This is a genomic window from Exiguobacterium sp. s7, assembly GCF_018618195.1.
Classification (GTDB): domain Bacteria; phylum Bacillota; class Bacilli; order Exiguobacteriales; family Exiguobacteriaceae; genus Exiguobacterium; species Exiguobacterium mexicanum_A.
This window is the reverse complement of the sequence record NZ_JACSLO010000001.1, coordinates 121417-143027: the sequence shown is the minus strand read 5'-3', so window position 1 is coordinate 143027 and position 21611 is coordinate 121417. Positions and strand designations below refer to the sequence as shown.

Genomic DNA, 21611 nt, shown 5'->3' with positions numbered 1-21611 from the left:
CACTTTCTCCCAAAATGATGTGCAATGGTTTCTATATAGTGAGTGCGACTATCAAAGTGCCGTCAATACCAGCGTGACAATCCACACGACTAAATAAATCAATGAATAAAAGAACATTTTGTTTGCCCACTTGATCTCATCTTCGGCCTTGAAACCTTTCAAGCCGAGATATAACCAGTAGCCCCCAAGACCGGCCGCGACGATCACGTAGATCAAACCGTAATGCAAGAACAAGAGCGACGCTGGAATGAGTGTCGCGATCCACCAAATGATTTGGCGCTTGGTGATCGCAAAGCCGTTGACGACCGGTAGCATCGGAATGCCGGCCGCTCGATACTCCTCGACACGCCGCATGGCGAGCGCGAGGAAGTGTGGCGGTTGCCACAAGAACATGACGAGGAACATGAGCCACGCATCGATATGAAGCGCGGGATCGATGGCTGCCCAACCGATGAGCGGTGGTACCGCTCCGGAGATGCTGCCGACGACCGTGTTCAACGTGTGCGTTCGTTTAAGCCACATCGTATAAATGACGACATAAAAAAATGCCCCGATTAAACCGAAGACTGCTGCCACATACGACACGATCAATAAGAGCAATGTTCCGATCGCGAGTTGCGTTAATCCAAGGAGCAAAATCCGTTCTCCCGAAATTTTCCCGGTGACACTTGGTCGGTTGTCTGTACGTCCCATCAAGTAATCGATATCACGGTCCACGAAGTTGTTTAGGTAACAACTCCCGGAGATGACGAGCGCGCTTCCTAACATCGTTAATAAGAGTTGTGGCCAAACTTCAAACAAATAAAGTACTGGCGTATCACTCTGATATGTTGCTGCTACAAAGAAACCGGCGAACACCAACAATAGATTGGCGCGGACGATTCCCATTTTTGCCAGAGCAACATAGTCGCGGAACGAGGCGGATTCTGTATATTCTACTTCTGCCATTGTCCCTGGGTTGACTTTTGTCATACTGACCCCCCTACTAATCACGAAATCCTCGTATTCTTTTCACAGAAAAAACACAATATGAACAAAGTTCACCTAACTCATAACAAAGATACCATATTTTCAAAAAGAATACGTCGTTTATGCTTGTAAAATAGCTAGTTTTTTGTGACAGACGTGTGATAATTGTCACAGTAAAAACGCTACGCTAATACTAGAATAACGATTTTGATAGCGATTGCAAGCTTTTCCGTTTCGTTTTTACGACGTAAAGCCGTATAATAAGTATGGCGAAAAAAATATAAACTGACAAGGCACAATTCTAGTGATTTTTCTCAAAAGCAGGTGGAAACGAATGCATAAAAAACTCGCACTATTTTCAGCACTCGTCACGCTCGGGATGATGCTCGTTCTCATCATGGGTGGAACCGTGACGAAGACCGACTCCGGCGACGGGTGCGGTACAGACTGGCCGCTCTGCCACGGGAAACTGATTCCGACCAATCCGAGCGTCGAGACGATGATCGAGTACAGTCACCGTGTCGTCTCCGGCATCGAAGGACTCCTCATCATCGCATTGACGGTTTGGACGTTCGCGGTCGTCAAAAACCGCTATGACGTCAAAGTGTTCGCGTTCCTCGCGTTCATCTTTATGCTCATCCAGTCCATCATCGGCGCCGGTGCCGTCATCTGGCAACAGTCGGACGCGATTCTCGCGCTCCACTTCGGCATCTCGCTCGTCTCGTTCGCGTCGCTTCTCATTTTGACGATTCTCTTGTTCGAAGGAGAACGCGTGCATCGGGCCGTCTCCGAACGGTTGAAGATTCACCTTTACGGCTTGACGATCTATACGATGGTCGTCGTCTACACGGGTGCTTATGTCCGTCACCTCGGCGCGACGTATGCGTGCGTGGGCTGGCCGGTATGTAGCCAAGACGTCTGGACGTTCGAGTCGTACGTCCAAATGGGACACCGGATCATGGCGGGACTGCTCGTCTTCTATACGCTGTACGTGTTGTACTTGGCGCGACGGGAGACGAATCGACTCGTCGAGACCGGGATGTGGGCGTCCTTGTTCTTCATCTTGCTCCAAGTTGGCACGGGGGCGTGGATTGTACTTGGGGGACATGCCACATACGTACCGCTCCTCCACGCGTTCTTGATTACCTGTTATTTCGGGATTGTCTCGTACTTGGCATATCATGCGTATCGGAGTCAGAAGCAGACGACCGCGTCCGCTCGACAAAAATCAGTTTAATCGAACACACGAAAAGGAGCGACGTTCATCGCTCCTTTTTTCTATGCCTATTTACTGTGCATCCTTGAACCGTTCGAGCGCTCGGGCCCGCGCTTCCTTATGGTCGACGATTGGGTCGATGTATCCGTCCCGCTCGCTGAGGTCGGGAAAGTGAATCGACTTTTTGTCGAGGTCGGCGAGTTCAGGCACATACTTCCGAATGAACGTCCCTTCGGTATCAAACTTCTCGGATTGCGTCGTCGGATTGAAGATGCGGAAGTACGGAACCGCATCCGTCCCGACCGAGGCGGCCCATTGCCAGCCGCCAATATTCGAGGCTGCCTCATAATCGATCAGTTTCTGTTCGAAATAGCGTTCCCCTTTTCGCCAGTCGATCAGTAAATGTTTCGATAAGAACGAGGCAACGATCATCCGGAGCCGGTTGTGCATCCAACCTGTCTCGTTCAGTTGCCGCATCGCCGCGTCGACGATCGGGTAACCCGTCTTCCCCTCACACCACGCCTGGAAGTTCTCGTCATCGTCTTCCCAGTCGAGATGCTTATACTTGTCGTTGAACGGACGGTCTTTCAGTCCCGGGAATTGAACCATGATCATATAATAAAATTCGCGCCATAACAGCTCATCGTAATACGTGTCGCGTCCGCTCGATTTCGGCGCCGACAGCACCGCTTCCGCCACGGTGCGGATCGACAACACCCCGGTCCGTAGATATGGAGAGAGCCGGCTCGTGCCGGCGATCGCCGGGATATCGCGGTCCTCATCGTAGGCGTCGATCCGGTTGGCGACAAAGTCATGCAAGCGTCGTTTCGCGGCCGCTTCTCCGAGCGCTTTCCACGAACGCTCGCACCGGTCGAACTGACGCCGCAATTCAGCAGGCACGACATGTTCGGTCGCAACGAGTTGCTTCAGCGCTGTCACATCGACATCATACGGTGCGGGCGGTGTTTCGGCGTAGGCCGCCTTTTTGAACGGCGTATACACTTTGTACGGGTCGCCGTCTTTTTTCGTGAACGCGTTCGGGGCAAACAAATGCCGATCGAGCAGACGGATGACTTTGACGTCTTGCCCGAGCGCCTCGATGACGGCATCGTCGCGCTGCTTGAACGGTTCAACATACTCGGCGTTAAAGTATAGCGTGTCAAACTGACCGAGCGCTTCGACGAACGCTTCGGCCGTGTCGGCGACGATGACACGCAGGCCGAGGCCGTTCTCCTTGAGCTCACCCATAAATTGTCGCATCGTCGCGAAAAAGTAATCGTGCCGCGTCTCGAACGGCTCGCAATAGTTCGGATTGAGCCAAAAGACGAACTCCAATTCATCGCCTGAAGCAGCGTCTTTCAATACCCGGTGTAACATATGATTATCAGTCAATCGAAAATCCGATCGAAACCAACAGACTCGTCTCATCTCTCCCACTCCTATCTAAAAAAGAAGCATAGCCGCGCTATGCTTCTTTCCATTATACAAACTCAATCAATAAGTCGTCACTTTGGATTGTGTCGCCTTCTTTAATATGGACCGCTTTGACTTCACCGTCTTGAGCGGCTTGGACCGTCGTCTCCATCTTCATCGCTTCCGTGACGAGGAGCTGTTCCCCGCGATGGACACGGCTACCCGGTTCGACGAGCACTTTCAACACCGATCCCGGCATCGAAGCACCAACTTGTTTCGGGTTCGTCCGATCAACTTTCGGTCGGCTCGTCGTCGCCGACTTCACGTTCACGTCTTTGATTTCGATTTCACGCGGTACCCCGTTCATCTCATACGAGACAAGACGGATACCGTCCTCGTTCGCCGCACTGATTTGAACGAGTTTGATGATGAGCGTCTTCCCGGTCTCGATCTCTACTTGAATCGTCTCTCCGACGTTCAAGCCGTAGAAGAACGTTAACGTGTCGAGGACGGATACATCGCCATACGTCGTCGAATGGGTGACGTAATCCTCGAACACTTTCGGATACAACGCGTTCGAGAGCAGTTCGAAGTCCGTCACCGGGCGCTCGAGCTTCTCGAACAACTTCGTCTGCGCCGCCTTGAAATCATACGGTTCGATCAGTTTACCCGGACGTACGTCGAGCGGTTTTTCGCCTTTCAAGATGGCTTGTTGCACGTCTGTCGGGAATCCGCCTGGAGGCGTTCCGAGCTCACCGCGCATCATTTCGACGACCGAGTCTGGGAAGTCGAGTTGGTGACCCCGCTCGACCACATCTTGTTCGTTCAAGTTATGTTGGACCATGAACAGTGCCATGTCCCCGACAACTTTTGACGATGGCGTCACTTTGACGATATCGCCGAACAACATGTTGACGCGGGCGTACATCGCTTTCACTTCACTCCAACGGTCGCCTAAACCGACCGCTTTCGCTTGTTGTTGCAAGTTTGAATACTGACCGCCTGGCATCTCATGCTCATAAACCGATGGGTTCGAGGCACGCATATCGCTTTCGAACGGCTCATAGTTATGACGCACGTCTTGCCAGTAGTCGCTGATGACCTCGTAATGCTTCGCATCGATTTTCGGTTGACGTTCATGGTGATCGAGCGCATAAATCAAGCTGCCGCCTGAAGGTTGTGACGTCATGCCTGACATCGAGCTCGCAGCCACGTCGACGATGTCGACGCCCGCATCCGTCGCCCGGGCATACGTGAAGATTCCGTTGCCGGAAGCGTCATGCGTGTGCAAGTGGATCGGCAAGTCGACGGCATCTTTCAAGGCTGAGACGAGCGCGTACGCCGACTCTGGCTTGAGCAGACCGGCCATGTCTTTAATCGCAAGAATATGAGCCCCGCTCGCTTCGAGTTTCTTCGCCAAATCGACATAGTACGGCAAGTGGTACTTCGGACGGTTGCCATCGTACAGGTCGCCTGTATAACAAACGGCCGCTTCCGCGACTTTTCCTGTCGGTAACGTCGCGTCGATCGCAAGTTGAATCGACTCGAGGTTGTTCAAGCTGTCGAAGATCCGGAACACGTCGACACCCGCATAGGCCGCCTCATGGACGAACTGTTCGATGACGTTGTCGGCATAGTTTTTATACCCGACCGCATTCGCGCCGCGAAGCAACATTTGAATCAAGACGTTCGGCATCTTCTCGCGGAGCCGCATGAGGCGAACCCATGGGTCTTCCGAGAGGAAACGATAGGCGACGTCGAACGTGGCCCCGCCCCATGCCTCGACCGAGAATAGCTCTGGCATGAGTTTACTCGTCGGTTCGGCGATATTGACGATGTCTTGTGTCCGCATCCGCGTCGCAAGAAGCGACTGGTGCGCGTCTCGCATCGTCGTATCCGTCAACAACAGTTCAGGCTGACGTTTGATCCAATCGGCAAGGCCGTCCGGACCGAGCTCCGTCAAAATCTGTTTCGTACCCGGTTTGGCTTCAGCCGGAAGGTCTTGCGGAATCCGGACCGAGCGGCTAATCGGCTTATCTTTCAATCCGACACCCGGGAATCCATTCACGGTGACGTCGCCGATATAGTTGAGCAACTTCGTTCCACGGTCTTTCCGTTTCGGGAAGACGAACAATTCTGGCGTCTCGTCGATGAACGACGTGTTGTAGTCACCGCTGATGAAGTTCTGGTGCTTCATCACGTTAATCAAGAACGGAATGTTCGTCTTGATGCCGCGAATCCGGAACTCGTTCAAGTTACGGACCATTTTCGAAGCCGCCTGTTCGAACGTCATGCCGTGTGTCGACAGCTTCACGAGAAGCGAGTCATAATACGGTGAAATCTCGGCCCCGACGTAAGCGTTCCCGCCGTCGAGTCGGACCCCGAAGCCGCCCGGAGAGCGGTACGCCATAATTTTGCCTGTGTCCGGCATAAAGTTGTTGCCCGGGTCTTCTGACGTGACACGTGACTGGATCGCGTAACCGAGCAATTTGATGTCTTCTTGTTTCGGCATATGGATGACGTCGCCGTGAAGCGACTCGCCTTGCGCGATCATGAGCTGGGTCTGCACGATATCGAAGCCGGTCACCATCTCTGTGATCGTGTGCTCGACTTGGATACGCGGGTTGACCTCGATGAAGTAGAACGACTCGTCTTCCGTGACGAGGAACTCGACCGTCCCGGCGTTGATGTAGCCGACGTGGCGCATGAGCTTAACCGCCGCGTCACAAATCGCTTGGCGCGATTCCTCAGACAACGTCACACACGGTGCGACCTCGACGACTTTTTGGTGTCGGCGTTGGACCGAACAGTCACGTTCGAACAAGTGGATGATGTTGCCGTGGTCGTCCCCGAGGATTTGGACCTCGATGTGTTTCGGACGCTCCACTAATTTTTCTATGTACACTTCGTCTGAACCGAACGCTTGCTTCGCCTCTGACTTGGCACGTTCAATCAAATCTTTCATCTCGGCTTCCGTGCGGATGACACGCATCCCGCGGCCGCCACCGCCCATCGCCGCTTTGACCATGAGTGGGAATCCATGCTCGTTCGCAAACTCGAGCGCGTCTTCGTATGATGTGAGCGGTCCGTTCGAACCTGGAATGACCGGGAGACCGGCCGCGATTGCGCTTTGACGGGCCCGAACTTTATCCCCGAACGCATGAAGATGCGATTCATTCGGACCGACGAAGATGATACCTTCTTCGCGGCAACGACGTGCGAGCTCGATGTTCTCAGATAAGAAACCGTATCCTGGGTGAATCGCGTCAGCCCCCGACTGTTTCGCGATTCGAATCACGTCCTCGATATCGAGATAGGCGTCAATCGGCTTTTTATCGAGACCGATCAAATATGCCTCGTCCGCTTTAAAGCGGTGTAACGAGCCGCTGTCTTCTTGTGAATAGACGGCGACTGTGCGCATTCCTAGTTCAGTGGCTGCCCTAAATACACGAATGGCGATCTCTCCACGGTTGGCTACAAGTAATTTGCTAATTGGTTTCAACATAAATCCCCCCATTTAAGTAGTTCGAACCTTCTTACCTGACAACATGTAACGATGAACCTTGCACATTTTCGGCTGATTTCTCACGAATCTCAGCCCGTCTTGTCGCTTCCCGGTGCCGGTTTCGCATCGAGATGCTGCTGAGCACTCCGAGAATGCCCATCGTCATGATGAGTGACGTCCCGCCGTAACTGACGAGCGGAAGCGTGACCCCCGTCCCCGGGAACCAGCCCGACATCGCCCCGATATTGATCCCGGTTTGGACCATGATTTGGGCAGCGATGCCGAATGAGACGAACATCGCGAAGTGACTATCGCTATGGTTGGCGATATTGACGGCGCGGAACGCGATGAAAAAGAGCAGGACGAGGACGACGACGACACCGACAAAGCCGAGCTCTTCCGCGATGATGGACATGATATAGTCCGTCTCCGGTTCGGGCAGATACCCATACTTCTGATAACTGTTGCCGAGGCCGACACCGGTCAACCCTCCGTGCACGATCGAGATGATCGACATGAGCAATTGATGGCCATAGCCTTCCGGATCCATGAACGGATTGAAGACGACCTCGATCCGACTGCGCTGGTTTTCCGAAAAAATTGTCGTGAACATCAAATAGACGGCCCCAATCCCAGCGATCACCGATGGGATAATGATTCGGAGCGGCGCCCCAACGGCGAGCCACATGAGGAACATGATGGCGCCAAGGACGAACAGCCCCCCCATATCCGGTTGCCCGTTGATGGCGATCGCATACGGGAGAAAGAAATAGATGACGGGAATCACGAAGAAGGCACCGGCTTGGGCCCGTAATCCTTTTTTCGTGATCGCGGCTCGGCCGAGGCGTCCCGGCAACCCTTTCAGTTCATTGTTCCACAGTTGGTGATAATAGTTCGCGAGCAATAAAATCAACACGAACTTGGCGATCTCGACCGGTTGCACCGTGAATCCGCCGATGATGAGCCACGCCCGTGCCCCGTTGAGTGGTGGCATCGCCCAAGTGACGAACAAGAGGACGACCGACACGAGGTAGAGACCGTACAAAATATTTGGTTTTCTAAAGTTCTCATAGCGGAACATCGTCGCAATCAAGTAGACGACAATCCCGAGTCCGGCGTAGAAGAGTTGCCGATAGAACAAACCGCTGTTCGCGTAATCCCCGCGATTCCATACGCTCGCACTGTAAATCATGATCGAGCTGATTCCGACAAGCATGAGCACCGCAATGAACAGTGAGAAATCAAAGTACCGAAACCGAGTTTTCATGTTTTCACTTCCTTATGTACAACAATCCTTGACCCATTATAAAAAAATACTCAAACAGCGCCGCTTGCACAGTTTGAGTATAAGGTTCATAAATCTGAAGCTTCCGCGAGGGCGGACAGCTTTTGTTCCAATGAATCGAGCAGTCCTTTACCTTCAATGTCTGAAATGAGTCCAAGACGGACCGCAAAATCAATTTGGCGTGATAGACCGAACATATGTGTATCAAGCACCTCTTCATAAAGCGGGCACTTCGGCATTTTTAGGTTTTCTAACTGCACTTCAATCAAACAACGGATTTTTTCAGCGTCTGCCTCTAATAGTTGAAGCGCTTGCTCCCGTTGGACTGCAGCCAAATTTGTCGCCACTACGACCCCTCCTCCGTACAATGACAGACTGTTTGTCATAACTCAACTGTACATTATATTTCATCATAATTCAATGAACAGTCTGGATTCACTACGAGTTTCTCGCAGTTTCCCTTTTTCCCCGGAAGAGCTGTATAATATACAGTGTATCGTGAATAAAGGGGGCGTATCAATGATTTTTCCACTAGACGGAGCGGTTCGTCACGCGTTGACGATCGACCCGACCGTATGGATTTTCGACGACCGCAAGCGGAACATCGAGGAACTCGACCGCGCGGTTGAGAATGATAATGAAGCGTATTATGCCAAGATGGGGAAGGCATGGGACGACGGCTTGACACAAGGGACACGTGTCGACCACAATAAACCGATGACTCGGGCCGATAAAGACGCGGCGCTTCGCGACTCGTTCGCGATGCCGTTCGCTCCGTTCCTGCAAAACGCTGAACCAATCGCTACGGCGACACACGTCAGCTTTTATGGGGAATCGGTGCTCACGCTACCAATCGATGAGGCGCGCACCGTCTATCTACAGTTCTCGAAGGACGGGAAAGTGCTCACGGACGGCCCGGTATACGTCTTGCATAATCAGCAAGTTTTGCGCGGCGTCCACCATATCGCAGTGCGAACAGAAGCTTGATCGAGAAGGCCATAGCGCCTTCTCATTTTTTTGGACTTTTTACTTCACAAAGTGTAACATATAGGTTATGGAAAAACTTCATGTTTGAAAGGTCGTGACGCTTACGTATCCTTTATGGAAGAAAAACTTAATCATCGTTTGGATCGGTAGCTTTTTGACGGCGGCCTCGATGAGCCTCGTCTTACCGTTCCTCCCCTTATTTATCGAAGAGCTCGGGGTCACGAATCCCGATCACGTCGTCACCTGGTCAGCCGTCGCTTTCGGGGCCACGTTCCTCGTGGCCGCCATCGTCTCCCCGCTCTGGGGAAGGCTCGCCGACCAAAAAGGCCGCAAGCTGATGCTCATTCGGGCAAGTCTCGGCATGGCTGTCGTGATGACGCTCATCAGTTTCGTCCAAGACGTGTATCAACTCGTCGGGCTTCGGCTCCTCATGGGTGCCGTCTCCGGGTTCATCTCGGCGGGGATCACTCTCGTCGCTTCACAAACGCCAAAAGAGAAAAGTGGCTGGGCGCTCGGTACCTTGTCGACCGGTGGCATCACCGGCGGACTCCTCGGTCCATTGATTGGAGGACTCCTCGCCGACTGGATTGGGCTTCGACCCGTTTTTCTCTTGACCGGCAGTGCCCTATTTATCACGTTCATCATCACACTCGTGTTCGTCAAAGAGGACTTCGTCCCGGTGGCGCGCGAACGGCTAGATTCGACCAAATCGATCATCGCCTCGCTCCGCCATCCGCAACTGATCTTAAGTCTCTTTTTAACGACGTTTTTAATCACCTTCTCGACGCAGTCGGTCGGTCCGTTACTGACACTGTATGTCCGGGAATTGAACCCGTATACGACATCGCTCGCCTTTATCGCCGGCATCGTCGCCTCGGCACCGGGTGTGGCCGCACTCATTTCCGCACAGCGGCTCGGGCGGCTATCGGACCGGTACGGGGCTGAACGCATCTTGTTTTGGGCGCTCATCGTCTATAGTGCCTTCTTGATTCCACAGGCGTTCGTGACGTCGACGACGCAACTCGTCGTGTTGCGATTCGGCCTCGGTTTTGCCACCGCGGCGCTCATGCCGTCCGTGCAGTCGCTTTTGCGACAACACACGCCGAGCCGAGCGGCCGGGCGCATCTTCTCTTATAATCAGTCGGCCCAGTTCATGGGTAACTTGCTCGGACCGTTGTTCGGGTCTCAAGTCGTCGCACATTTCGGCTTCTCCGCCCTCTTCATCGTGACCGGTTTGATTATGTTGACGAACGCCTTGCTCGAAAAATCGAACGTGCAAGTGGCACTTCATCCGAATACGAAATAAACGCCGAGCAGCCGCTCGGCGTTTTTCGTTATAGTAAATCGGCTGCCAACCGGGCGAGCGACGAGCGCTCCCCTTTGATGAGTTGGACGTGGCCGAATACGTTTTGCCCTTTGAACCGTTCGACGGCGTACGTGAGACCGTTCGAATATTCATCCAAATAAGGGTGATCGATTTGATACGGGTCGCCGACGAGGACGATTTTCGAATTCTCCCCGACGCGGGTCAGAATCGTCTTGATCTCGTGTTTCGTCAAGTTCTGGGCCTCATCGATGATGATGAACTGGTCCGGCATGCTGCGGCCACGGATATACGTGAGCGCCTCGAGCTGAATCGATTTGATGCCGGCCAAGATGTTCCCGAGCTCGTCTTTCGAATTGGCATTAAACAAAAACTCTAAGTTATCGTAAATCGGTTGCATCCAAGGCCGCAGCTTCTCTTCCATCTCCCCCGGCAAGTAGCCGATATCGTTCCCCATTGGGACGACCGGACGGGCGACGACGAGCTTATTGAAACGACGCTCGTCTTCAACGAGCGACAACCCGGCCGCGAGCGCGAGAAGTGTCTTCCCGGTTCCGGCTTTCCCGAGCAACGTCACGAACGGGATATCGTCGCGAAGCAACAAGTCGAGTGCCATCCGCTGTTGGACATTGCGCGGATGGATGCCCCAGACGTGTTCGACGTCTAGGGAGAGCGGACGAAGGATCGGTTGCAGCGCATCGACGACCGCGACTGCGCTCGCTTTCGAGACGTTGCTTTTTAAAACGACGAATGAATTCGGGTACAGTTGATTTTTCGTCAACGCAGACAGCGGCAGCTGCCGGACTTTGTAAAATTCATCGATGACGGCTTGATCGACCTCGATCTCCCGGTAGCCGGCATATAGGTTCGTCGTATCGACGATATGGTCGGTCAAATAGTCTTCGGCTTCAATACCAATCGCGTCCGCCTTGACGCGGACAAGTATATCTTTCGAGACGACGACGACTTTACGGGTCCGGTCGTGCTCGTATTGTTTCATCAGGCCGAGCGCCACGGTCAAAATGCGGTTATCGTTCGTCATGACGTCGAACGGGAAATCGACGGTATGTTCATGGCCGATCTCGACGAACAAGTGACCGCCATTCTCGAGCGGCACCCCGTCATGCAGTTTCCCGGTCGTGCGGAGTTGGTCGAGTACACGCGCCGTCTCACGGGCGTTACGTCCGACCTCGTCCATATTGCGTTTTTTGCCGTCAAGCTCTTCTAATACGATGGCGGGGATGACGACATCGTGCTCATCGAATTGGAACAAGGATAGTGGATCGTGTAAGAGTACGTTCGTATCGAGCACATACGTTTTTTTCATAGACTTTGCCGCCCCTCGAAAATAGGATGGTGATCAAGAATTCAAACTCTCCTTGACTTCACGGTCCAGCTTTTCTGCTGCTTCGACATCGTACGTCTTGACGATGTCCGGTTGTCCATATGTCGCCCCGTAAAAGGAGACGTTACGGACTTCTTCAACGTGCCCTTCAAAAAAGCGAAGGTGCAATCCCGGCTTCACGCTTGGCTCGAACTCGGCCACATGCGACAAGGCCACACTGTAAGCCAGGCCTCCTTCTATAAAGATGAGACTTGCGGTCCGTTCATTCCCAAGCAACGTGATCAAATGCGAATTTTTCGTCAAGGCGAAACGTATCGTCACTTCATTCGGCGCTTGCACCCAGCTGATGGCATGGGTGATCGGCCACCGTTTCGGTTCGTCAAATGTGATTAAAAATGTCAATGGCATATCATTCAACGTACCTTGTTGTGCCTTTGAGAGTTCGAACGCGGCTTTGCTCGCCATATACTCCCCTCCTCCCGAACGGGTATACGAAATGGATTCGCCCTTACAAACCTCTTTCCCTGCTTTTCTCTCCTGAAATCATGCTATAATCAACGAAGAGGAAGGTGAGACCATGCGCGTAAAGTGCTCTCTTTGTGACAAAATCGATACGATTGATTCGTGGTCGTTCGAAGCGAAACGACTTCGTAATAAACCTGCTAAAACGTATATGTGCCAGACGTGTCAAGAACGCATCACCGCGCGAACCGCGGAGCGTGCCGCGACCGGCCAATTCCACCTATATCCATCGTTCCGCCAAAAACGGAGATGGTAAGCAAAAATGGACGTTTCACCCGAGGGCGAAACGTCCATTTTTTAATGTGATTCGATGCCTTGTCGACGGTTCCACCAGAGGCGGCCCCGGTAAATCGCCAAGACGACAGCCATGACAAGGAGAACTTCTGGAATCGGCCATGTGAAGAAGACGAGCGCCATCGTGCCTGCCCCAAGTGCGAGCAGCATATAGACGACGAGCGACTTCCACCACGTCAATTGTTTGGCAAAACCTAATTTAAACACGAGTATCGTCAATAAGATGACCGTGATGATCAAGGCGTTAAACCCGACCGAGAAGTCGTTCGCGTCACTGCCGACGCCAAGTAGCGAGGCAATCCACGGCACATCGATTTGTGTGATGTCCATCGTTTGAGAAGCTTTCAAGCTGATAATCCCCCTTTATTTCCTTCACAATCATTCTACACTATCCAAAACAAAAGGGAACGCCTAGGCGCTCCCTTTTTTTCCGACTTATTCTTTACCAAGTTTACGACGCTTGTCAGCTTTCTCGCGTTCGTTCTTGTTCAAGACTTTTTTACGGAGACGGATTGACTCCGGCGTGATTTCACAGTACTCGTCATCGTTCAAGAACGTGAGCGACTCTTCGAGTGAGAAGACGCGTGGACGTTTCAAGACTTGTGTCGAGTCTTTTGCTGAAGCACGCATGTTCGTCAACTGTTTGCCTTTGACAGCGTTGATCGCGAGGTCGACGTCGCGGTTACATTCACCGATGATCATTCCCTCGTATACTTCTACACCTGGCTCGATGAAGATCGTTCCACGATCTTCAAGGGCACCGATCGAGTAAGCCGTCGACTTACCAGGTTCGATACAAACCATGACACCACTGCGGCGGCCGCCGATGTCAGCAGAGATGAACGGACGGTATTCTTCGAACGTGTGGTTCAAGATTCCGTATCCGCGTGTCGCTGACAAGAACTCGTTACGATATCCGATGAGGCCACGTGAAGGAACGATGAATTCCATACGTGTTTGACCGTTGTCGTTCGTGTTCATGTTAGCAAGTTCACCTTTACGGAGACCGATTGATTCCATGACTGAACCCGTGTACTCTTCTGGGACGTCAACGATGACGCGCTCGAACGGTTCGATCTTCGTACCATCTTCGTCTTCACGGATGATAACTTGTGGTTTCGAAACTTGAAGCTCGTAGCCCTCACGACGCATGTTCTCGATCAAGATCCCGAGGTGAAGCTCACCGCGTCCTGATACGATCCATTGGTCAGGCGAATCTGTGTTCTCGACACGGAGTGAAACGTCCGTCTCAAGTTGTTTCATCAAACGCTCTTCGATTTTACGTGCCGTCACGAAATCGCCTTCGCGTCCTGCGAATGGAGAGTTGTTCGTCATGAAACGCATTTGAAGTGTTGGCTCATCGATGCGAAGGAGCGGAAGTGGCTCTTCTTTACCGACTGGCGTGACCGTCTCACCGACGTTGATGTCTTCCATCCCGGCGATGGCAATCAAGTCACCAGCTTTGGCTTCTTCGATTTCAACACGTTTGAGGCCGAAGTAACCGAACAATTTAGTGACGCGCAATTGTTTGATTGATCCGTCTGTTTTGCAAAGTGAGACTGACTCGCCAACTTTGATTTTCCCACGGAAGACGCGACCGACACCGATACGGCCAAGGTAGTTGTCATAGTCGAGCATCGTGACTTGGAACTGAAGCGGCTCATCCGAGTTATCGATTGGTGCCGGTGTGTTCTCAAGAATCGTGTCGAGCACGTACGTGATTGTATCTTCTTGCTTCTCTGGATCAGGATCGAACGAACTTGAACCGCTGACAGCAGACGTATAGACGACAGGGAATTCAAGTTGATCTTCATCTGCTCCAAGGTCGATCAACAAGTCGACAACTTCATCGACAACGTCGAGTGGGCGTACCATCGGCTTGTCGATTTTGTTAACGACAACGATTGGACGGAGACCTTGGTCGAGTGCTTTCTTCAATACGAAACGCGTTTGTGGCATGCAGCCTTCACGTGCATCGACGACGAGGATAACGCCGTCAACCATACGCATGATCCGCTCAACTTCACCACCGAAGTCGGCGTGACCTGGTGTATCAACGATGTTGATGCGTGTATCTTTATAATCGATTGCCGTGTTTTTCGCGAGAATCGTGATTCCGCGCTCACGTTCGATGTCGTTCGAGTCCATGGCGCGTTCTGCGACCATTTCGTTTGTCCGGAAAGTACCAGACTGTTTCAATAATTCATCGACAAGCGTTGTTTTACCGTGGTCAACGTGGGCGATGATGGCTACGTTCCGAAGGTTAGTTCTTACATTCATGTAGTTAGTCCTCTCTTATTTAAAAAAGTTTCATCTTTTATTCAACTTTAAGAGTATAGCACACGTCCCACCACCTTTGTCGAGTGTTATCAACTGTTAACGTTTCCAAACGCATCATTTTTGACTACAATAAAGAAGACTAGAGAAAAAAGGGGGAATCTCCATGCAACTCATGTTCGTTTTAATCGCGACCGCGGTCGTCGCCGGTTTTGTCGGCATCGGAATTGGGGTGGCCGAAGGAAGTGCCGCCATCATCATCGGCAGTCTCGCCTTGAGCGGCATCGCCACGTTCTTCGGTATCAACTTACGCCGTCGCGTCCTCTCTGACCGACGTCCATAACAGAAGGCCCGGGCGCAGCGCCCGGGCCTTGTTTATGAGCTTGTTCTTCTGTCTGACACGCTTATAAGTCGCGTGTCAGACAGATGCGGTCACGCAAGGCGAGCCCGTCCTCTTCGATTGGCGGATAACCATGGCTCGGGAAGTAGTCGCGCTCGACCGAGTCGAAGCGGAAGCCAGCTTGTTGATAAAATCGCAACTGGACGATGCTCGAGTTGCCCGTACAGACGAGCATCTGCTTCGCACCGCTTTGCTCGGCCCGACGAATCGCGTCTTGGAGCAGCCGTTGTCCGATCGTCTGGTTTTGCCGCTCCGGCTTGACGGCGATATTGACGAGCTCGAGCAGCGTTTCACTGCGCCGCACCAACATGTACGCTCCGACGCGTTCTCCACCGAGCGTCGCTTCATATGTCTCCCCCGCTTCATACTGCTCACGCACCATCGCCTCGTTCGGATTGGCCAAGACGAGCAAGTCCCGAACACGGTCGTAGGAGCCGTTAATCCCAATCTGAAGATCCGGTCTCACTTCCGGCGCCGCCCCTTTGGCGATGACATAGTGTTTGACGACATCTTTGACGAACGTCTCGCTACCGGCAAGGACCGACGTCTTCCCGTCATAACGGACCGGCTCCCCGTAAATTGAGACGACTCTGCCTCCGACTTCCTCGACGAGCAGTTTTCCAGCCGCATAATCCCACGGCATATTCCGCATCGTGATGTACCCGTCGACCCGACCCGCGGCGAGCCACGCGAGTTCGAGCGACGCGGCCCCATGCGCCCGCGTGCCGACCGAGTCGCGCACGATTGGGGCGAGTACTTCCGGAGCGATCTGCTGATTCGGTGTGACCCAAGTCGCGTTCATGCTCAGGAAGGCGTCACGGACATGATGTTCTTGGATGGCCGGAAGCTTGCGACCGTTCAGCGTCGTCCCAACGCCGCGACGCGCCACGAACAGCTCATCCGCCATCACATCATAGACGAAGCCGTATTCGACGACCCCATCGATCATGACGGCCACTGAGATGGCGAACATGCGCTTCTGATGGATGAAGTTCAACGTCCCATCGATCGGATCGACAAACCAGACCGTTCCGGACAAGTCGTCCGGTCCTGTCGAGATCCCTTCTTCCCCGATAATGTGATGCTCGGGATACGTTTCACGGATACGGTCGACAATCAACTGTTCGACGGCTCGATCGATTTCTGTGACCAAATCCCCTTTACCTGTCTTTCGTTCGATGCGATAGCTCTCATCGATTTTTTGCCGAATATATTCCCCTGCTTGTTTAATCAAGTCAATCGCGAACCATTCCAACATGTTTATCACCTCTATTATGTATTGTACCAAACAAAAACCAGTATCCGCATGGAATACTGGTTGAATGAGTGGTTGTGGGTCAGGCTTCGAGACGCAAAAGTTCTTGGCGATATTTCTCTAACCGATGCTTGCTAGCCTGGACAGTGGCATCGTCTTGTGACGCCATCGCATCGAAGAGAGTTGCCAATTCATAATCAATCTCTAAGCGCAGCACCGGAATCCGTTTTTCTGCGTCTTTTCTTTTGAATGCCTCGATCACTTGTTTCATGAGATGCCACACTCCTTTAGTTGGGCTACAAGTTACGGTTTAGTGAGTTGAATTGAGTATATCAGATGAGATTCAAAAAGGAAAGAGAATTGTCTGACTATTTTGAATTTTTTATCTTAGTGAGTATATTCCCATTTCAACTGACGCTAAACCTGAAATAACTGTTAATAATATGTACCCTATTTAAAAGACAAATAACAAAAAAAGCATGAGAAAACTGTTCTGTTCTCCCATGCTTTCCAGCAGTTACAATTTTATAATCTTTGCATTTGATTTTAGGGCCGCTTGGACCGTACGATAGGTAGAGTATCCGGTCTGTTCGTCGTGCACGGCGCTCAGTTGTTTTTCTTCTGATTTCGATGTCACGATTTGTTTGAACGACCGATACGCATCCAAAAACGTTTCGCGGTCGACACCGCCTTCATTGGCAAGGGCGACTTGATTATAGAACTCGACGACTTCTATGAGCTCATCCGTCGTCCAGTCCGGATTAATCGGATAGTTGATTTGCATATTCTTCACCTCGACAACCATTGTATCAACAAAAAAAACTATTGCAAGTTGGGATAGAAATCACTATAGTTTTTTTGTTGCATTGTTTTTTAAAACGAAACGTCTAAAATGACATGAGATTGAACCTAAACCGACAACCCATATACAAACTGTTATCAAGGAGGACTTACTATTGAAACTTAAAGGTGCTACACAGCTCGAGACACCGCTCTTTGACACGTTGCTCACGCACGTGGATACGAACCCGATCGCATTCCATATCCCTGGCCATAAAGGCGGAAAAGGGATGGACCCTGAGTTCCGCGACTTCATCGGCGAAAACGCTTTGAAGATCGACCTGATCAACATCGCCCCGCTCGATGATCTCCATCATCCGAAAGCGGCGATTGCCGAGGCCGAGCGTCTCGCTGCCGAGGCGTTCCGTGCCGACGAGACGTTCTTCTCAGTTCAAGGGACATCAAGCGCCATCATGGCAATGATCATGGGCGTCGTCGGACCGAACGAGAAGATCATTGTGCCGCGCAACGTCCATAAATCTGTTATGTCCGCGCTCGTCTTGACCGGGGCCCACCCTGTCTTCATTCACCCTGAATATGATGAGACATACGGAATCGCCCACGGAATCACGGCAAGTGCCGTCGAACGCGCCCTCGAGATGCACCCTGACACGAAAGCCGTCCTCGTCATCAACCCGACTTACTTCGGGATCGCTGGTGATTTAGAACGGATCGTCGCCGTCGCCCATGCCCAAGATGTACCTGTCCTCGTCGATGAGGCACACGGTGTCCACTTGCCGTTCCACGACGAACTCCCGCTCTCTGCGATGCAGGCCGGCGCGGACGTCGCGGCAACGAGTGTGCACAAACTCGGCGGTTCGATGACCGGGAGTTCCATTTTGAACGTCCGCCGCGGACTCGTCTCACCAGAACGAATTCACGCGATGTTGTCGATGATCACGACGACGTCGACGTCTTATCTTCTCCTCGCGTCGCTCGATGCGGCCCGTCGCCAATTGGCGACAAAAGGAGAGGCGATGAACGAACGTGCCCTCACGCTCGCACGTACGGCTCGTACGGCCATCGACAACATGCCGCACTTGTCGGTCTACGGTCACGCCGAACTCCATTCAGAGTCGACGTACGCGCTCGACGAGACGAAAATCCTCGTCTCGGTCCGCGAGCTCGGGATCACCGGCTTCGAAGTCGAGAAGTACTTGCGCGAGACGCACCGCATCGAAGTCGAGATGTCAGATTTGTTGAACGTCTTGTTCATCGTGACGAGCGCCGACGACGAGTCGACTATTCAAGCGTTGATTGACGGGATGCGTGACGTCGTATCGGTCTACGACCAGTCTGGAAACGATTCGTTGTCGATCATGCTCCCTGAGATCCCGCCACTCGCGCTCAGCCCGCGTGACGCCTTCTACGAGGAAACGGAGACGATTCCACTCGAGAACGCCGTCGGACGTATCTCGGCCGAGTTCATCATGGTATATCCCCCAGGAATCCCAATCATTATTCCGGGAGAGCTCATTACGACATCGACGCTCGAATATATTATGGCCAACATCGAGGCCGGTCTACCGGTCCAAGGTCTAGAAGACGAGTCGCTTCAAATGATTAAAGTCATCCAACAAACAAAAGCTATCCGCTAAGACGAAAGCGAGCCGGTCCAATGGACCGGCTCGCTTTGTGTCATCAGAAGAAAAGGTGGCTTATGATGATCGAATTGCTTCCCCTACGTTCCATTATAAGAAAACGCTTACATTTTTTCAAGGGGTGAATTTTCAGTTTGGTTGGATTCAGTCTCATTTTCAGTTAGACAAAGGCGTAAAAACTCGGCGACGTGTCCGGTGTCTCGCAAGGCGATGCCGAGCATCGGATAGAGCTGTCTCGGTTCTTCGAGCGCATGGACGTCAAGAAGGGCAGACTGTCCGGTCTGCATGCAGACGACGAGCACTTTCCCCATAAATTGATGTGTATACACAAAACCGAAATCATAACGTGACGTCTCTGTCTCGATCCCCGTGAATCGGACGCGGCTCGTCTCAGAGACGGTGTATAACAATTCTTCATCGAACGCCATCATCGTTCCCTCCTTTCTCACTTCATTCCTTATTTTCCTTTATACTGAACGTACGAAACATAAGGAGGACGACTTATGAAGATTCGAAAAGCGAACGAACAAGATTGCGACGAACTGGTGCGACTCATGCGGCAACTATGGCCAGACGCGCCTGAAGCCGAACTGATCCCTGAGGTCCGGCTCGGGATTCGTTCCGGCAAGATGCACTATTTTATCGCGGAAACGGATGAAGCGGTCGGCTTTTGCCAGCTTAGCTTCCGTCATGACTACGTCCCCGGAACGACCGCTTCCCCGACCGCCTTTTTAGAAGGGATTTATGTCGTCGAAACCGCTCGGCAGAAAGACGTGGCGTCACGGCTCGTCGAAGCGGCCTCCGCGTTCGCCCGGTCAAAAGGATGTGACGAGCTCGCCTCCGATACGGAAATCGAGAACGACGGCAGCCAACGGTTCCATGAACGCATCGGCTTCCGAGAAGTCGAACGGACCGTCCATTACGTAAAAAAGCTCTCTCGCGAGTAAGCGAGAGAGCTTTTGACTTATTTAACGACGTGGATTGGCATACCCATTGCGATTTCTGCCGCTTCCATTGCCATCTCACCGAGTGATGGGTGAGCGTGGATTGTAAGCGCGATATCTTCTGCAGTCATGCCTGCTTCGATGGCGAGACCAAGCTCGGCAATCATGTCTGAAGCGCCAGTTCCCGCGATTTGAGCACCGATCAAGAGACCGTCCTCTTTACGCGTGATGAGCTTCATGAAGCCGTCTGGCTCGTCAAGAGCGAGGGCACGGCCGTTCGCTGCGAATGGGAATTTCGATACAGTGATCTCAAGTCCTTCTTCTTTTGCGAGTGGCTCTGTGTAACCGACTGTTGCAAGTTCAGGGTCAGTGAAGACGACCGCTGGGATTGCTGAGTAGTCGAGGTAAGCTGGCTTACCGGCAGCTGCCTCCGCTGCGACTTTCGCTTCGTAAGAAGCTTTGTGCGCGAGCGGTGGTCCAGGTACGATGTCGCCGATTGCGTAGATGTTTTCGTTCGACGTCTTGCACTGGTCGTCGATTTCGATGATGCCGCGGTCGCTGATTTTAACTTCCGCGTTTTCGAGACCGATGTCGCCAGTGTTTGGACGACGGCCGACTGTGACGAGGACGTAGTCCGCTTCAACAGACTGCTCTTCGCCGTTCACTTCAAACTTAACTGTTACGCCGTCTTCTGTTTCCTCGACGCCTTTTGCAAGAGCGTTCGTGTGAATCGTGACGTTGCCTTTTTGTTTGAGTTTCTTTTTGACGATTTGCGTCATTTGCGGCTCGAAGCCAGACAAGATGTCGCTTGCGCCTTCAACGACGACGACTTCTGTATCGAAGTTCGCGTACGCTGTGCCGAGCTCCATACCGATGTATCCGCCGCCGATGACGACGAGTTTCTTCGGTACTTCAGGAAGAGCCAATGCGCCAGTTGAAGAAAGGACGCGTTTTGACCATTTGAACGATGGAATCTCGATAGGTGTTGAACCAGTCGCGATGATCGCTTTTTTGAACTTGTAAGGAGTCGAGCTATCTTCTGTGATGACACGTACTGTGTCTTCAGATGCGAAGAAAGCTTCACCTTGAACGATTTCAATCTTGTTACCTTTCAAAAGGCCTTTGACGCCGCCAGTCAATTTATTGACGACCGACTGTTTCCAGTCTTGGACTTTTGTGAAGTCGACTGACACGTTATCAGACGTGATCCCCATTGACGAGTGACCTTTAGCGTGCTGGAAGTTGTGACCAGCAGTGATCAATGCTTTCGATGGGATACAACCGACGTTCAAGCAGACGCCACCAAAGTTTCCTTTTTCGACGATCGTGACTTTAAGGCCGAGTTGTGCGCCACGGATGGCTGCGACGTATCCACCAGGACCGGCGCCGATGACAAGCAAATCAGTTTCTTGTGCGAATTCTCCTACTACCATG

At 52.3% G+C, this 21611-nt stretch carries 21 protein-coding genes; 7 read left to right on the top strand and 14 right to left on the bottom strand.

Annotated features, from left to right (window positions below; translation table 11 throughout):
* Nucleotides 1–51: 51 nt before the first annotated feature.
* Nucleotides 52–972, bottom strand: coding sequence for a heme o synthase (cyoE, locus tag KNP79_RS00725; protein ID WP_034777042.1), 921 nt, complete (start codon nucleotides 970–972; stop codon nucleotides 52–54).
* A 331-nt stretch (nucleotides 973–1303) separates the two neighbouring features.
* Between cyoE and KNP79_RS00720 the strand changes: the two genes are divergently transcribed.
* Entirely contained in the window at nucleotides 1304–2206 is a 903-nt protein-coding gene (locus KNP79_RS00720) for a COX15/CtaA family protein (protein ID WP_128122990.1), read from the top strand.
* A gap of 51 nt (nucleotides 2207–2257) precedes the next feature.
* On the opposite strand, the gene KNP79_RS00715 is transcribed toward KNP79_RS00720, so the two are convergent.
* The 4 genes from KNP79_RS00715 to KNP79_RS00700 all read right to left on the bottom strand — a co-directional run bounded on the left by KNP79_RS00715 (nucleotide 2258) and on the right by KNP79_RS00700 (nucleotide 8735).
* Nucleotides 2258–3613: a cryptochrome/photolyase family protein gene (locus KNP79_RS00715; RefSeq protein WP_215190869.1), complete on the bottom strand. Its 1356-nt coding sequence runs from the start codon at nucleotides 3611–3613 to the stop codon at nucleotides 2258–2260.
* Between the two features lie 52 nt (nucleotides 3614–3665).
* The gene (locus KNP79_RS00710) at nucleotides 3666–7103 is read right to left on the bottom strand and encodes a pyruvate carboxylase (RefSeq protein ID WP_138859662.1); all 3438 of its coding nucleotides are present in this window, start codon (nucleotides 7101–7103) and stop codon (nucleotides 3666–3668) included.
* A 31-nt stretch (nucleotides 7104–7134) separates the two neighbouring features.
* Nucleotides 7135–8370, bottom strand: coding sequence for an FtsW/RodA/SpoVE family cell cycle protein (locus KNP79_RS00705; RefSeq protein ID WP_214797053.1), 1236 nt, complete (start codon nucleotides 8368–8370; stop codon nucleotides 7135–7137).
* A gap of 86 nt (nucleotides 8371–8456) precedes the next feature.
* The gene (locus KNP79_RS00700) at nucleotides 8457–8735 is read right to left on the bottom strand and encodes an Fpa/YlaN family protein (RefSeq protein WP_021067011.1); all 279 of its coding nucleotides are present in this window, start codon (nucleotides 8733–8735) and stop codon (nucleotides 8457–8459) included.
* Between the two features lie 172 nt (nucleotides 8736–8907).
* On the opposite strand from KNP79_RS00700, the gene KNP79_RS00695 reads away from it, so the two are divergent.
* Together KNP79_RS00695 and KNP79_RS00690 are read left to right on the top strand one after the other, a co-directional pair.
* Nucleotides 8908–9375 (top strand): hypothetical protein, encoded by a 468-nt coding sequence (locus KNP79_RS00695; RefSeq protein WP_138859664.1) that lies wholly within the window; start codon nucleotides 8908–8910, stop codon nucleotides 9373–9375.
* Between the two features lie 94 nt (nucleotides 9376–9469).
* Entirely contained in the window at nucleotides 9470–10681 is a 1212-nt protein-coding gene (locus KNP79_RS00690) for a multidrug efflux MFS transporter (protein WP_034777035.1), read from the top strand.
* 28 nt (nucleotides 10682–10709) lie between these two features.
* Here KNP79_RS00690 and KNP79_RS00685 read toward each other — a convergent pair whose 3' ends face one another.
* Nucleotides 10710–12026: a PhoH family protein gene (locus KNP79_RS00685; protein ID WP_034777033.1), complete on the bottom strand. Its 1317-nt coding sequence runs from the start codon at nucleotides 12024–12026 to the stop codon at nucleotides 10710–10712.
* Nucleotides 12027–12059: 33 nt separating this feature from the next.
* Complete coding sequence (locus tag KNP79_RS00680) at nucleotides 12060–12509, bottom strand: PNPOx family protein (RefSeq protein ID WP_034777031.1); 450 nt, start codon at nucleotides 12507–12509, stop codon at nucleotides 12060–12062.
* 112 nt (nucleotides 12510–12621) lie between these two features.
* On the opposite strand from KNP79_RS00680, the gene KNP79_RS00675 reads away from it, so the two are divergent.
* Nucleotides 12622–12822 carry a YlaI family protein gene (locus tag KNP79_RS00675; protein ID WP_021067006.1) on the top strand — a complete coding sequence of 67 codons (201 nt, stop codon included), beginning with the start codon at nucleotides 12622–12624 and terminating at the stop codon, nucleotides 12820–12822.
* 41 nt (nucleotides 12823–12863) lie between these two features.
* On the opposite strand, the gene KNP79_RS00670 is transcribed toward KNP79_RS00675, so the two are convergent.
* Nucleotides 12864–13208, bottom strand: a complete 345-nt coding sequence (locus KNP79_RS00670; RefSeq protein WP_235045181.1) for a YlaH-like family protein — start codon at nucleotides 13206–13208, stop codon at nucleotides 12864–12866.
* A gap of 87 nt (nucleotides 13209–13295) precedes the next feature.
* Nucleotides 13296–15140 (bottom strand): translational GTPase TypA, encoded by a 1845-nt coding sequence (gene typA / locus KNP79_RS00665; protein WP_034777027.1) that lies wholly within the window; start codon nucleotides 15138–15140, stop codon nucleotides 13296–13298.
* A gap of 163 nt (nucleotides 15141–15303) precedes the next feature.
* On the opposite strand from typA, the gene KNP79_RS00660 reads away from it, so the two are divergent.
* Nucleotides 15304–15480 (top strand): hypothetical protein, encoded by a 177-nt coding sequence (locus tag KNP79_RS00660; protein ID WP_034777025.1) that lies wholly within the window; start codon nucleotides 15304–15306, stop codon nucleotides 15478–15480.
* A 61-nt stretch (nucleotides 15481–15541) separates the two neighbouring features.
* Here the strand turns inward: KNP79_RS00660 and KNP79_RS00655 are convergent, their stop codons facing one another.
* The 3 genes from KNP79_RS00655 to KNP79_RS00645 all read right to left on the bottom strand — a co-directional run bounded on the left by KNP79_RS00655 (nucleotide 15542) and on the right by KNP79_RS00645 (nucleotide 17576).
* The gene (locus tag KNP79_RS00655) at nucleotides 15542–16795 is read right to left on the bottom strand and encodes an inositol monophosphatase family protein (RefSeq protein WP_034777023.1); all 1254 of its coding nucleotides are present in this window, start codon (nucleotides 16793–16795) and stop codon (nucleotides 15542–15544) included.
* Nucleotides 16796–16874: 79 nt separating this feature from the next.
* Complete coding sequence (locus tag KNP79_RS00650) at nucleotides 16875–17063, bottom strand: hypothetical protein (RefSeq protein ID WP_015881266.1); 189 nt, start codon at nucleotides 17061–17063, stop codon at nucleotides 16875–16877.
* Nucleotides 17064–17309: 246 nt separating this feature from the next.
* Complete coding sequence (locus tag KNP79_RS00645; protein ID WP_034777021.1) at nucleotides 17310–17576, bottom strand: UPF0223 family protein; 267 nt, start codon at nucleotides 17574–17576, stop codon at nucleotides 17310–17312.
* A 172-nt stretch (nucleotides 17577–17748) separates the two neighbouring features.
* On the opposite strand from KNP79_RS00645, the gene KNP79_RS00640 reads away from it, so the two are divergent.
* Nucleotides 17749–19230 carry an aminotransferase class I/II-fold pyridoxal phosphate-dependent enzyme gene (locus tag KNP79_RS00640; protein ID WP_138859669.1) on the top strand — a complete coding sequence of 494 codons (1482 nt, stop codon included), beginning with the start codon at nucleotides 17749–17751 and terminating at the stop codon, nucleotides 19228–19230.
* 107 nt (nucleotides 19231–19337) lie between these two features.
* On the opposite strand, the gene KNP79_RS00635 is transcribed toward KNP79_RS00640, so the two are convergent.
* Nucleotides 19338–19661, bottom strand: a complete 324-nt coding sequence (locus tag KNP79_RS00635; RefSeq protein WP_052090094.1) for a DUF3055 domain-containing protein — start codon at nucleotides 19659–19661, stop codon at nucleotides 19338–19340.
* A 75-nt stretch (nucleotides 19662–19736) separates the two neighbouring features.
* Here KNP79_RS00635 and aac(6') point away from each other — a divergent pair, with 75 nt between their 5' ends.
* A complete protein-coding gene (gene aac(6'), locus KNP79_RS00630; protein WP_215190868.1) occupies nucleotides 19737–20180 on the top strand; it encodes an aminoglycoside 6'-N-acetyltransferase in 444 nt (147 codons plus the stop codon).
* Nucleotides 20181–20197: 17 nt separating this feature from the next.
* On the opposite strand, the gene lpdA is transcribed toward aac(6'), so the two are convergent.
* The gene (gene lpdA / locus KNP79_RS00625) at nucleotides 20198–21610 is read right to left on the bottom strand and encodes a dihydrolipoyl dehydrogenase (protein WP_021066997.1); all 1413 of its coding nucleotides are present in this window, start codon (nucleotides 21608–21610) and stop codon (nucleotides 20198–20200) included.
* Between the last annotated feature and the right edge of the window lies 1 nt (nucleotide 21611).